General features: G+C 62.2%; 10 protein-coding genes and 1 other RNA gene. 6 read left to right on the forward strand and 5 right to left on the reverse strand.

Features of this window, described 5'->3' with window-relative positions:
* Window positions 1–208 precede the first annotated feature (208 nt).
* Window positions 209–307: signal recognition particle sRNA small type (ffs, locus tag JNO50_RS09190), an RNA gene on the reverse strand.
* A gap of 166 nt (window positions 308–473) precedes the next feature.
* On the opposite strand from ffs, the gene argE reads away from it, so the two are divergent.
* Entirely contained in the window at window positions 474–1,670 is a 1,197-nt protein-coding gene (gene argE / locus JNO50_RS09195; RefSeq protein ID WP_189536128.1) for an acetylornithine deacetylase, read from the forward strand.
* A gap of 96 nt (window positions 1,671–1,766) precedes the next feature.
* Window positions 1,767–3,131: a sodium-dependent transporter gene (locus JNO50_RS09200; RefSeq protein WP_189536126.1), complete on the forward strand. Its 1,365-nt coding sequence runs from the start codon at window positions 1,767–1,769 to the stop codon at window positions 3,129–3,131.
* 121 nt (window positions 3,132–3,252) lie between these two features.
* Here the strand turns inward: JNO50_RS09200 and JNO50_RS09205 are convergent, their stop codons facing one another.
* On the reverse strand, window positions 3,253–3,456 hold the full coding sequence (locus tag JNO50_RS09205; RefSeq protein ID WP_189536123.1) for a cold-shock protein: 204 nt from the start codon (window positions 3,454–3,456) through the stop codon (window positions 3,253–3,255).
* 325 nt (window positions 3,457–3,781) lie between these two features.
* On the opposite strand from JNO50_RS09205, the gene JNO50_RS09210 reads away from it, so the two are divergent.
* From JNO50_RS09210 to JNO50_RS09225, 4 genes are all read left to right on the forward strand, one after another.
* A complete protein-coding gene (locus JNO50_RS09210; RefSeq protein WP_189536121.1) occupies window positions 3,782–4,891 on the forward strand; it encodes an HD-GYP domain-containing protein in 1,110 nt (369 codons plus the stop codon).
* A 148-nt stretch (window positions 4,892–5,039) separates the two neighbouring features.
* On the forward strand, window positions 5,040–6,410 hold the full coding sequence (gene fliD / locus JNO50_RS09215; RefSeq protein ID WP_189536119.1) for a flagellar filament capping protein FliD: 1,371 nt from the start codon (window positions 5,040–5,042) through the stop codon (window positions 6,408–6,410).
* 176 nt (window positions 6,411–6,586) lie between these two features.
* Window positions 6,587–7,957 carry a flagellar filament capping protein FliD gene (gene fliD, locus JNO50_RS09220; RefSeq protein WP_189536117.1) on the forward strand — a complete coding sequence of 457 codons (1,371 nt, stop codon included), beginning with the start codon at window positions 6,587–6,589 and terminating at the stop codon, window positions 7,955–7,957.
* A 108-nt stretch (window positions 7,958–8,065) separates the two neighbouring features.
* Complete coding sequence (locus tag JNO50_RS09225) at window positions 8,066–8,989, forward strand: DMT family transporter (protein ID WP_189536114.1); 924 nt, start codon at window positions 8,066–8,068, stop codon at window positions 8,987–8,989.
* Here the strand turns inward: JNO50_RS09225 and nudC are convergent, their stop codons facing one another.
* The 3 genes from nudC to JNO50_RS09240 are packed head-to-tail and all read right to left on the reverse strand — an operon-like array spanning window position 8,990 to window position 12,153.
* The gene (nudC, locus tag JNO50_RS09230; protein ID WP_189536112.1) at window positions 8,990–9,775 is read right to left on the reverse strand and encodes an NAD(+) diphosphatase; all 786 of its coding nucleotides are present in this window, start codon (window positions 9,773–9,775) and stop codon (window positions 8,990–8,992) included.
* A gap of 24 nt (window positions 9,776–9,799) precedes the next feature.
* Window positions 9,800–10,942, reverse strand: a complete 1,143-nt coding sequence (locus tag JNO50_RS09235) for a YbdK family carboxylate-amine ligase (protein WP_189536110.1) — start codon at window positions 10,940–10,942, stop codon at window positions 9,800–9,802.
* A gap of 2 nt (window positions 10,943–10,944) precedes the next feature.
* Window positions 10,945–12,153 carry a cation:proton antiporter gene (locus JNO50_RS09240; protein WP_189536107.1) on the reverse strand — a complete coding sequence of 403 codons (1,209 nt, stop codon included), beginning with the start codon at window positions 12,151–12,153 and terminating at the stop codon, window positions 10,945–10,947.
* Window positions 12,154–12,229: the final 76 nt, after the last annotated feature.

The raw sequence follows: 12,229 nt of genomic DNA on the forward strand, positions 1-12,229 counted from the left end.
ATTTGAATCTTGTTAAGAGAAATAGTTCCCCGGACTTGCCAATAGCGTATCAAGTTTTGCTTATGTTAGCGTCTTCTAATTGTCAAGGACAATGGTATTTGTCAATGTTGACGCCAAATGAAAAAACAGTGTCGCATTTCGAACATTTCTGGATGTGAAAAGGCAAATCCGGACAACATGGCAATTTTCAGCAAGACAAGAGGGGAAGGGTGGCGAGCCTGACCCCCGGCACTTGCACTAAGTAACTGTGGCTGCTTCCTTCCGGACCTGACCAGGTTGGCTACCGTGCAATGCGGGGAGACCCGCCGTTGAAGAAGTGTATTCTACATGGACAGGCGTGGTTTGCCAAGCGATGAAGTCGGTCTTGCCGGACTGGCCGCGCCGGGGGATTTCTCCGGGGTGGCGTTGTGTGCCGGAGCAAGGCTGGATTATGCTGTGAGTTCCAAATCAGCGACCTTCGGAAGGATGCCGTGATGCCCCAAGCCCCGATCGATATCCTGGCCCGGCTGGTGGCCTTCGATACCACCAGCCGGCTTTCCAATCTGGCCTTGATCGAGTGGGTCAGCGATTACCTGGCCGGCTTGGGTGTGTCGTCGCATCTGACGTTTTCCGATGCGGGGGACAAGGCCAATCTTTTTGCCCGGGTCGGGCCGGTCGACGGTCCCGCTCTGGTGCTCTCCGGCCATACCGACGTGGTGCCGGTGGATGGGCAGAGCTGGGATACGGATCCGTTCGAGCTGTCCGTCCGGGACGGCAGGGCCTATGGCCGCGGCGCGGCCGACATGAAAGGCTTTATCGCCTGCGTGCTGGCCTGGATGCCCGGGCTTGTCGAGCAGGCGCGCGCCGGCCGGTTGTGCCGGCCGGTGGGGATCGCGCTCTCTTATGATGAGGAGGTGGGGTGCCTGGGCGTCGGGCGGCTGATCGAGGATCTGGCGCGGCGCGGCGAGTCCGTTTCCGGGTGCGTGATCGGAGAGCCGACGGGTATGCGGCCGGTGATCGCGCACAAGGGCATTGCCCACTACCGGTGCGTGGTGACTGGCCGCGAGGCCCATTCTTCATTGACACCCCAAGGCGTCAATGCCATCGAGTTCGCCGCGCGGTTGATCACCCATATCCGCAAGCTGGCCGATGCCGAGGCGCAGTTCGGGCATCGCCACGCCTTGTACGATGTGCCGTTCGCCACCTTGCAGACCGGTGTGATCCGCGGCGGGGTGGCCGGCAATATCGTGCCCAAGTCCTGCGAGTTCATTTTCGAGTGCCGCTGGCTTCCAGGGGATCGCCACGAACGTTTCATCGATTCGGTTCGCGAGTACGCCGGGGTGTTGGAACGGGAGATGCGCCAAGTGTCCGGAGCGGCGTCGATTCTGTTCGAGCCGCTGGTCAATTGCCCGCCCTTCGAGGCGGTGAATGGCAGCGAAGTGTTGCATTATGCCTGCGAGCTGGGTGGTTGCCGGGAGTCGGAGGGGGCGGCGGTGGCGTACACCACCGAAGCCGGGCGTTTCAGCGAGGCGGGGATTCCCTGCGTGGTCTTCGGTCCGGGGCATATCCGCGAGGCGCATCGTCCTGACGAATTCATCGAACTTGAACAGCTGGATGCGTGCATGAACTGGCTGGAAAAGCTCGGGCATTGCCTGGTGGATGGAAAAATCCGCGATGACACCTTTGCCTGACGGATTTCAGCCCTTAAAATGGGTGCGGCAGGTTGCCCGTCTTCCGCGAACAAGGATAGACGGGTTTGTTTTTTTCAGGTGATGCGAGAACAATAAATGACTCAAGAGAAAAAAAAGGCCAGGGACGGCTTTAGTTCAAGTTTTGGTGTGTTGGCGGCCACGCTGGGTTCCGCGGTGGGATTGGGGAATATCTGGTTGTTCCCTTATCTGACCGGTTCCAGCGGTGGCGCGGGGTTTCTGATCGTGTATCTCGCGGCCACCTTGCTGGTCGGTTTGCCGGTGATGATTTCCGAGATCACCCTTGGCCGCCAGGCGAAGGCCGATGCCGTCAGTGCCATGATCAAGCTGGCGCCGAAAGGGCGACCGTGGTGGCTGGTCAGTGTGTTCGGCGTGCTGGCTGCGCTGATGATCATGGCTTTCTATACCGAAGTGGCCGGCTGGGTGTTCGCCTATGTCTTCAAGGCGATTGGTGGCAGTTTGCTGTCCACCGACCCGAAGGTGACCTCGGCGGCGTTCGACAGCATGGTGTCCGACCCGGTGCAGGCGCTCGTCTGGCAGTGGGTGGTGCTGGTGGTGATCGGCGGCATTTTGCTGATGGGCGTGTCCAAGGGGATCGAAGCCGTGACCAAGCGGCTGATGCCGCTGCTGTTCCTGCTGTTGATCGTGCTGGGCGTGCGCAGTCTGATGCTGCCGGGCGCCGCGGCCGGGATCAACTTCCTGTTTCACCCCGACTTTTCCAAAATCACCGCGCAGGTGTTGCTCAGCGCGATGGGGCTCGCGTTTTTCAAGCTGTCGATCGGCATGGCGACAATGATGACGTACGGTAGCTATTTCCGTGATGACCAGAATATTCCCGTCACGGCGTTCCGTGTGATGAGCGCCGACCTGTTCGTGTCGCTGCTGGCGGGTATCGCGATTTTTCCCGCTGTGTTCGCCTATGGTTTCGCGCCGGGTTCCGGTCCCAAGCTGCTGTTCATCACCATTCCCGCCGTGTTCGCCAATATGCCGTTCGGCAATGTGTTCATGGTGGCCTTCTTCCTGCTGGCGTCGATCGCGGCGATCGGGGCGATGTTGTCGCTGCTCGAGGTGCCGGTTTCGGTGATGAGCGAGCGGTTTGGCTGGAAGCGTCCGGCGACAACCGTGCTGAATCTTGTGCTGCTTGCCGTGCTGGGGTCGGGTTGCGCGCTGTCCGCCAGTCTCACGTCCGATGTCGAGTTGTTCGGGATGACGTTGTTCGATCTCTTCGATTTCGTGTCGACCAAGTTGCTGATGCCGATCGGCGGTATCGCGCTCAGTCTCTTCGTCGGCTGGGTATGGGGGCGCGACCGCTTCGCCGCCGCGCTGAGTAATGGCGGAACGCTGGATAACGGCCGGCTCGTGGGCGTGGTGTACACGGTGCTGCGCTATGTGTCGCCGTTGTTGATCCTTGTGGTCATGCTCAAGGGGCTCGGGGTCTTCTGAGACGGGGTGCGCAATAAAAAGCCGCCGGGCCTCGCCTGGCGGCTTTGTTATGTTTCTTGCGGACAAAACAAAACAGCCCGGGGTTCGCCGGGCTGTTTTTTTACATCGCTTGCCGTGTAAATTACAGCGGCTGGATGTTGGAGGCTTGCTTGCCTTTCGGGCCGATGGTCACATCGAAGGAGACCTTCTGGTTTTCGGCCAGGGTCTTGAAGCCGTTGGATTTGATCTGGGAGAAGTGAGCGAATACGTCTTCGCCGCCTTCGTCCGGAGTGATGAAGCCGAAGCCTTTGGAGTCATTGAACCATTTAACGGTACCGGTAGCCATAATACTTCCCTTAGGGGTAAGAAAATTGAAAAGTGCAGGAAATCAAGGGAAATGACGAATTTGTGGTACGGACTCGCGTCACTACGACAACTACAGCATCCACGACTTGAAAATCTTGCAACGCAGATATTGCGTGCTTTATCGAGGCTTGGCAAGTGTTTTTTTGCACATGCCGGGAAAATCCCCCCTATTTTGGAAGGAGTCCTGACGGATAACGATGATATTGCTCATGTAATATCAATGATTATTGGTTTAGAATAATTTCCGGCCGGAACGCGTTGGGCGGTCGGCCTGGCTTATTCCTTCCCATTGGGGGAGTCCTGTTTTGGAACACGATTTGAATGAAGCGCTGGATGCGCTTTGGCTTGACGACCCGGATCTGTTCCGGGACTTTTGCGATGCGTTCTCCGATCACGCCGTGGAGGCGGAGGCGCTGATCGACGCGCTGCTCCGCGCGCCGGCCGACGGTTCGCTGGTCGACAAGCTGTTTCGCGCGTTTCACAGCATCAAAGGCGATGCGGCGATGTGCCGCCTGACGCGCATTGTGGATCTGGTGCATTCCGTGGAATCTCTGCTTTCCCGTCTGCGCGACGGCGAGCTGGCGTTTTGCGAGTCCTTCGGCAATGTGCTGCTGCTGGTGCTTGGTCGGCTCGAACTGGTGCTCGATGCCCGCCGCAAGGGGCAGTCGGCCGGCATGGCGGGCCTGGTCGCCGTTTGGCGCGGCATCGATGCGCTGGCCGGACTGCCTCCCGCGGGGGTCTATGCCGGGTTTTCACGCCTGGTGGATGTCATGAGCGGCCTTGCGGTGCAGGAGGCGGTGCCGTTGCATGGCGGTCCGATCGGTGGTGCGCCGAAAACGGCCGGGCAGGAGGGGGATCTGGCCCTGTTTCGGGAACTGGCCATGCAACTGGAGCACCGTTCGGCGCTGTTTCTGGGGCGAACCGAACGCAATCTGCGGTTGGCGCTGGAAACCAATCGGCTGGCCGGAGGGTGGATCGATGCCGTGCAGCTGGAGGCCGCCGTATATGTCCACGATATAGGAATGATGCTGCTTCCCGAGCGCATCTGGCTGGGCGATGCCCCGCTGGAAGACGGAGACCGGCGTCTGTTGCAATCCCACCCGCGCTGGGCGTCGGAGTGGCTGGCGCGGGTGCCGGGCTGGGAGGCCGCGGCGCAGATGGTGTTGCAGCATCACGAGAAGCCCGATGGTGGAGGGTATCCGGCCGGGGTGCGCGGCGGGGAAATCGTGCCCGGAGCCAAGATCCTGTCGCTGATCGATACCTTCGAGGCGGTGATGCTCAGGCAGCTTCGGCGCGGTCATCCCCGCTCGCTATTGCGTGCCGCGGCCGAGGTCAATGCTTCGGATCTGCAGTTCGACAAGGCCTGGGTCGAGCCTTTCAATCGGGCGGTGCACGCCATTCGCGACGGCGATTGAGCGGAGCGGGCTGTCCCGGATTTCACCCCTGTAAGAAAATGTAAAGACTCCCGTGAAATTGCCGATATAATGGAGGAGATTCTTATTTGCCTGTCCTGAGTTCCGCCAGTGCCGGGGGTGTGGGGCAAGCGTTGCGAGGAGAGTGGAGATGCCATCAATTACGAGTCAAGTGGGCCAGCTGGATGTGCAGGGGCTGGTCAGCCAACTGATGACCGTCGAGCGTCAACCGCTGGATGCGCTCAAGAAAAAAACGTCGACGTATCAGTCACAGCTGTCGGATCTGGGCAAGCTCAAGTCCGACCTGTCGGCCCTGCAGTCGTCGATGCGCGAGCTGGCGTCCGGTACCTTTCTGAATGCCGCCAAGTTCACCAGCAGCAGCACCGAAGTGCTGACCGGCACCACCAACAACTTCGCCCTGGCCGGGGTGTACAACATCGAAGTGACCCAGATCGCCAAGGGGCAGAACGTGGCGTTCGCCAATATGGGGGCGCGTGACGCCAAGCTCGGCAACGCGGCCGACGAGCTGGTCTTTACCTTCCAGGACGGCACCTCTCCGGCCAAGATCGCCATCAAGGCGGACAGCTCCCTGCAGGATATCGCGGCGGCGGTCAACGGAGCCGGCGCCGGCATCAACGCCACCATTGTCAATTCCGGGGATCCGGCCAATCCGAGCAAGCTGGTTTTTACGTCGACCAAAACCGGCAATGGCAAGGCCTTTACCACGACCCTGACGAACGACGACGCTAAACTGCAGTTCATGAAGTTCGATCCCTCGGTCGCCAACGATCCGCGTATGACCAGCAAGGCGCAGGATGCGATCGTCAAGGTCAACGGTGTCGAGATGCACAATGCCACCAATACCTTGACCGAAGGAATCACCGGAGTCACGCTGAACATCTCCAAGACCGGCACATCCAATGTCACGGTGGCGCGCGACGATGAAGCCATCCAGAAAAAACTCCAGGATTTTGTCGATGCCTACAACAAGGTCCGTTCGACCGCCGAATCGCTGCGCAAGGGCAGCATGAGGGGGAACGCCGCGATGCTGTCTGTGAAGGAGGCTCTGTCCGGAGTGCTGTCGGCGCCGATTGGCGGGGTCGATCCCACCAAGGGACTGGCCTATCTTGCGCAGATCGGCATCACGTCCAACGGCACCACCAAGCAGGCGGACGGATCCACCCAGCTTGACGGCTCCCTGAAATTCGATGCGAAAATCTTTAAAGAGGCGCTGGACAAGGATGTCGGCGCCGTGGCGCGGGTGCTGGGCAATACGGCCGGCGACGGGGTGGCCGACCGCTTGAACAAGCGGGTCAACGAACTGCTGAACCCGGACGGCGTGCTGGAAACGGCGACATCCTCCGTGACGCGTCGTTCGCAGGACGACAAGATCAAGCAGGATCGCCTGGAGGCGCGGATGGCCATCATCGAGAAGCGCTACCTGACCCAGTTCTCCAGTCTCAATACGGCGCTGACCCGCATCGCCAAGACCAGTGACTACCTGTCCCGTACCCTGCGTTAAGATCTGACGGGCGGCGGGGATCTCCCCGCCGCGCCGGCCTCTTTACCCGGATTTACACCTCTCTTGCCCGGGGTGCCGTCCAGAAACCTCGTATAGTGACGATAAGAAACTGTACGGTAGTGGACGGATGGATCGGCGCATTGCCCGCGCCGTGATCCGCGGCAGGAGGGAAGGTGATGTCAAACATAACGACGCAGGTGGGGCCGCTGGATGTGCAGGGGCTCGTTAGCCAACTGATGACGGTGGAGCGCCAGCCGCTCGTGGCGCTGCAAAAGAAGGCCTCCACTTACCAGAGCCAGTTGTCGGATCTGGGCAAGCTCAAGTCGGACATTTCCAGTTTGCAATCCACCTTGTCGGAGCTGTCGTCCGGCACGTTCCTCAATGCCTCGAAATTGACGAGCAGCAGTCAGGATGTGCTGACCGGATCCTCGACGAGCTTCGCTCTGGCCGGCGTGTACAATGTCAATGTGCAGCAAATCGCCCAGGGACAGAGCGTGGCGTTCGCCAATCAACCGTCCGCCAGCAATCCGCTGGGCAACGCCGCCGATTCGCTGCTCTTCCACTTTCAGGACGGTTCGCCCGCGGCCAATGTCGCCATCAAGGCCAACGCCTCGCTCAATGACATCGCCTCGGCGGTGAACGCGGCGGGCATCGGCATCAATGCGACCATTGTCAATTCCGGCGATCCTGCCAATCCCGGCACCCTGGTGTTCAGTTCGACCAAGACCGGGAACGGCAAGGCGTTCACCACCTCGCTGCAGACGGACGATGCCGCGCTGAATTTCCTGAAATTCGACCCTTCCGTGGCCGATGATCCGCGGCTGACGGCCAGGGCCCAGGATGCGATTGTTCAGGTCAACGGTGTGACCATGCACAACGACACCAATTCGCTGACGTCCGGCATTACCGGGGTGACGCTGACCCTGTCCAAGCCGGGTACCTCCAGTGTGACCGTGTCGCGCGACGATACGGCCATTCAGGCGAAAGTGCAGGCGTTCGTCGATGCCTACAATAAGGTGCGCGCCACGGCCGAGTCGCTGCGCAAGGGCAGCATGAAGGGCGACGCGTCCATCCAGTCCGTGGAAAGCATGTTGCAATCGGTGTTGACCACGCCGATTTCCGGTGTGGATCCGACCCGGGCGATCGGTTATCTCGCCCAGATCGGTATTACCCAGAACGGCACCAGCGCCGGCGCCAACGGCTCGACGGTTCTGGACGGCTCGCTGAAATTCGACGCCACCGCCTTCATCAACGCGCTCAACGGCAACCTGGCCGGTGTGGCGCATGTGTTCGGCAATGCCAATAACGATGGCGTGGCGGACCGGCTCAACCGAAGCATCAACGACCTGCTCGGGCCGACCGGGGTGCTGGAAACGGCGACGTCGGCGGTGAACAGCACTATGCAGGATGAAAAGCTCCAGGAGGATCTGCTGAATACCCGTCTGGATAGCATTCAAAAAGCGTATCTGACGCAATTCACCAATCTCAATGCTTCTCTCGCCCAGATCCAGAAAACCAGCGATTACCTGACCCGTTCGTTGGCTTGAGGCTCCGGGCACGATTTTTGCTGCAAGGCACCATGAGCCACCGCTCAACGCGAGCGGCGCCGGCCACAAGCCGGTTCCGCCGTTTCACCTTCTCTACCGGGAAAGTTCATGGTGTCGTATTCTTTCGCGAGGCCTTATCTGGCGGGCCTTCTCGCGGCCCTGTTGTGGGCCGGAAACTTTGTCGTGGGCAAGAGCGCCCGCATGGATTTGCCTCCCTTCACCCTCGCCTTGTGCCGCTGGCTGATCGCATTTGTCGTCCTGACGCCTTTCGTCTGGCCTGGATTGGTCAATAAACTTGCCCCATTTCGGCGCAGCAAAGGCACCATTCTGGTGCTTGCTCTTAGCGGTATCACCTTGACCAATACCCTTGTCTATATCGGGCTGGGCTCGACCTCGGCGGGCAGCGCGGTTCTGATCAACGCCGGAACGCCGGCCTGCGTCTTTGTCCTGGCTTACTGGTTGAGCGGAGCCCGAGCCACGATGCCCGCGTTGCTTGGCATGCTGCTATCCGCCTGCGGCGTGGTTTTCATGGTGACGGGTGCGTCCCGGAGCGCGGGTGCGCCGGTTCTGTCCGGTGGCGACGCTTGGGTGATGCTGGCGGTGGTATGCTGGGCGGTGTATACCGTCTGGCAGCAACGCCTGCCCGCGGGGACGGATCGTCTGGCATTGCTGTGGCTGCTGATGGGGGTGGGGCTGCTGCCGCTGCTTCCCTTCGCGGTACTGGAGTGGGCGACGATGCCGGTGCATCCCGGGGCGCGGGCGCTGTGGTCGGTGGCGTATCTCGCGCTGGGCCCGTCGCTCGTCGCCATGCTGGCTTACGACCGCGCGATCCGTTCATTGGGTCCCGGACGGGCCGGGCTGTTCCTCAATCTCATCCCGGTGTTCGGCCTGCTGCTTTCCTCCCTGATGCTCGGCGAGCGGCCGGGCTTCGGGCAGGGTGTGGCACTCGCCGTGATCCTCGCGGGGCTCGTGGTCGCGAATCTTCCGCCGGCGGCGCTGTTCTGGCGCGCCTCCGGCCGCGCCGGGGCGTGATCAGCGCGCGTTGATGCGGTCGATCGTATGGCGGATCAGCCAGGCGGCGATACTGGCCGGGGGCGGCAGTGTCGGCAGCGCGTCGATGGAGAACCAGCGGGCGTCGGCGATTTCGCCTTCCTGCGGAACGATGTCGCCGGACAGATACTCCGCCGTGAACGCCAGCATCAGGGAGTGGGGGAAGGGCCATTGCTGCGAACCCGCGTAGGCGAGATTGCCGATGCGGACGCCCACTTCCTCGAAGGTTTCCCTGTGCACGCACTGCTCGAGCGTCTCGCCCGGTTCGACGAAACCCGCCAGCGCGCTGTACATCCCTTCGGCGAAATGCGGGGCACGCGCCAACAGGATTTCCCGGCCGCGCGTGACGGTGACCATCATCGCGGGGGAAATGCGCGGATAATGCACGGCCCCGCAACTGGGGCAGCCCTTGCCGCTGTCGTGGGCGTGGGGCACGAGCGGACTTGCGCAATGCGAGCAGAAGCGGTGGCTGCGCTCGAAATGGATCAGCTGCCAGGCGCGGCTCAATGCCTGTTGCAGGGGACGCGGCGCATCGAGCAGGGCATGCCTGAGTGTTCGCCATTCCGCGCCGCGCGGCGCGTCGCCGACCAGCTCGGCGGTGCGGCAGTCGCGATCGCCCAGCGAGGCGACATGACGCTCCAGTGTCAGCGGGGAGTCGGGCCGCGCCTCGGGCAGCCGGCCGTCGATGTGCAAAATGAGGTTGCCGTTCCAGATAATCCAGAGTGCCGGCCCGTTCGCGCGGGCCGGTGCGTCAAGCGTAAACATCATGGTGTGTGTCGTTCTGTGGCCGGGTCAGGAGAGCATTGTAGCGCCCGGCGTGTCGCTGGCATACATCCAGAGCTGGCTTTGGCGGCGAACCACTTCGGAGAGCGATCCGGTTTCCCGGTAAATATCGCGCAAATCGTGGCTGTCGGTTCTGCGCTTGAGCGCGCGGTCGCGCAGCCGTTTGTGCCAGTGGGCAAGGCCGAGCGTATCGGCCGATTCCTGCACCTGGCCCAATGTCGCGAGCAGATCCTCGAGCAACAATGTCTGTCCCGCGCCGTCGGGGATCACCACCACGCCATCGTAACCGAAGCGGCAGGCCTGGAAGCGGTTGTAATTGTAGGTCAGGGCGAGACGCTCGTCCGGGAAGGGGGCGTCGCTGGCAAAGAAATGGTGGGCCAGCATCTGGGCGTAGGCGGCCAGCATGGCGGCCGTGTCGATGGTCAGCGGCGTGTCGCAGATGCGGATTTCCACCGTGCCGTATTCGGGTTTGGGGCGGATATCCCAGTAAAAGTCCTTGATGGACGCCACGATGCCCAGCGACTGCATCTGTCCGAAATAGTCGTTGAAGGCGCCCCAGTTCTCCACGGGAGGCATGGTGCCGGACAGGGGGAAGGCGTTGATGCTGGTCAGCCGCGATGACTGGAAGGCCGTGTCCACACCCTGGTAGAACGGCGAGGAGGCCGACAGCGCGACAAAGTGCGGCATGAAGCGGGCCAGGTGGCGGGTCAGCCGGACGGCCCAGTCGCCATTCGGGCAGCCGACATGGATGTGCTGCCCATAGACGGTGAACTGCTTGGCTAGGTAGCCATAAAGCTCCGATACCAGACGATAGCGCTCCTTGGGGTAGATGCGCTGGTCGTCCCAGTGCTGGAACGGATGGGAGCCGCCGCCCGCGAGGCCGAGATTGAGCTTCTCCGCGGCGGTGACCAGGCACTGGCGTATGGCCTGCAGTTCGTCCAGCAAGGTGTCGGGCGTCTCGTGGACGGCGGTGGCGATTTCGATCATGCCCTGGGTGATTTCGGGCTTGATGTCGAAACCATGCTGTTTGCGGTCAAGCAGGGACAGCAGGTCATCGGAGCCGCGCGTCAGATTGTAGTCGCGCCGGTTGAGGATCATCAGTTCCAGTTCGACGCCCAAGGTCAGCGGGCGGCTAGGCGTAAAGTCGAGCATGGTCATTCCCGTTCATGTTGCAGTGGGCGCGCTTCGCCGGTTCGGGCGAGCGCGAGACGGGTGAGGGCGGGGCCCAGCAGTTCGGTCAGGCAGCACGCGCCAAGGGCGATCATGCCGAGTCGTGCCGCATCGGCGGGCAGCGCGTCCGAGGCGAGGTTCAAAAGGCCGAAGGACCAGATCGGCACCGGCAGGAGGCCCGCGCCAAGCCAGGCGCCCTTGCGCCATGGAAGTCCGTTGGGGCGTGCCGCCAGGGCCCAGGTGGCGACCAGGACGGCGAGCCGGAGCAGCACGACGGCGACGATCAGCGCGCCGTCGCTGGCGAACGGCGCGGCGCTGAAGTGGGTGCCGACCGAGACGAACAGGGCGACGTAAAAAAGGTTGCCCTGCTTGACGAGTCCCGGCGCGCCGACGATGGCGTCGCGGCCGAAGTTGCGCATCGCGAGACCCAGCACCAGCATGGCCAGGGACGGGATCATCGTGAGCATGCTGGTCAGGCCGAGCGTGAGCGCGATCACGGCATAGAACAGCACCGATTGCGGTTCGGGATGGCGGGCGCCGAGCCATCCCCCGAGGCGGCTGGCGAGAAAACCGATGGCCAGGCCGAGCAGCGCCGAGCCGGCCAGCAGCCAGCCTGGCAGCATGATCGAGTAGCCGGTCTCGTGCGCGGAAGACAGGTGCCCCCAAGAGAGCGATACGGCGAACAGGCACAGCGCCAGCAGGTTGGAAAGCCCTGTGTGCGCCATCATGCGCTCGCTGACCTGGCCCTCGGCGCGACATTCGTCGATGACGTCCAGCATCAGCGCCGGAGACGAGGCGGTGAGCAAGGAGGCGATCAGCGCGGCTGGCGCGGCGGCGATGCCGAATGCCAGGAGGCTGGCCAGCGCGACGCCGAACAGGAGGGCTCCGGCGAGCAGCGAGGTCAGAAAGAGCGCCTTTTCCCGTACAAGCCAGGCAAGGTCGATGCGCCGGCCCTGCTCGAACAGCGCGAGTCCCAAGCCGAGTTGAATGAAAATATCGCTCTGGGCGATGAGATCGGGGCCCAGTACGCCAAGGCCGGCCGGTCCGATGAACAGCCCCGTGATCAGGTAGCCGGTGACCCGCGGGATACCGAAAGTGCGTGTGGCCAGATGGCTGCCCAGCACGCCCAGCGCCAGGATGACACCGAAGGCGGCGAGGGGGTTGAGCGGCAGGATTTGCCAGGGCAGGTGCATGCGAGCGCCTCCTTGTTATCTGTTTGCTTACCAGACAAGAGACGCCGCAGCGCCCGAAGAGTTCAATCTTCCGGCA

This window comes from Paludibacterium paludis (genome assembly GCF_018802605.1).
Lineage (GTDB): Bacteria > Pseudomonadota > Gammaproteobacteria > Burkholderiales > Chromobacteriaceae > Paludibacterium > Paludibacterium paludis.

Coding starts and splice junctions, on each gene's coding strand:
- argE (WP_189536128.1), top strand. CDS start 474: ATGCCCCAAGCCCCGATCGATATCCTGGCCCGGCTGGTGGCCTTCGAT.
- JNO50_RS09200 (WP_189536126.1), top strand. CDS start 1,767: ATGACTCAAGAGAAAAAAAAGGCCAGGGACGGCTTTAGTTCAAGTTTT.
- JNO50_RS09205 (WP_189536123.1), bottom strand. CDS start 3,456: ATGGCTACCGGTACCGTTAAATGGTTCAATGACTCCAAAGGCTTCGGC.
- fliD (WP_189536119.1), top strand. CDS start 5,040: ATGCCATCAATTACGAGTCAAGTGGGCCAGCTGGATGTGCAGGGGCTG.
- fliD (WP_189536117.1), top strand. CDS start 6,587: ATGTCAAACATAACGACGCAGGTGGGGCCGCTGGATGTGCAGGGGCTC.
- JNO50_RS09225 (WP_189536114.1), top strand. CDS start 8,066: ATGGTGTCGTATTCTTTCGCGAGGCCTTATCTGGCGGGCCTTCTCGCG.
- nudC (WP_189536112.1), bottom strand. CDS start 9,775: ATGATGTTTACGCTTGACGCACCGGCCCGCGCGAACGGGCCGGCACTC.
- JNO50_RS09235 (WP_189536110.1), bottom strand. CDS start 10,942: ATGCTCGACTTTACGCCTAGCCGCCCGCTGACCTTGGGCGTCGAACTG.
- JNO50_RS09240 (WP_189536107.1), bottom strand. CDS start 12,153: ATGCACCTGCCCTGGCAAATCCTGCCGCTCAACCCCCTCGCCGCCTTC.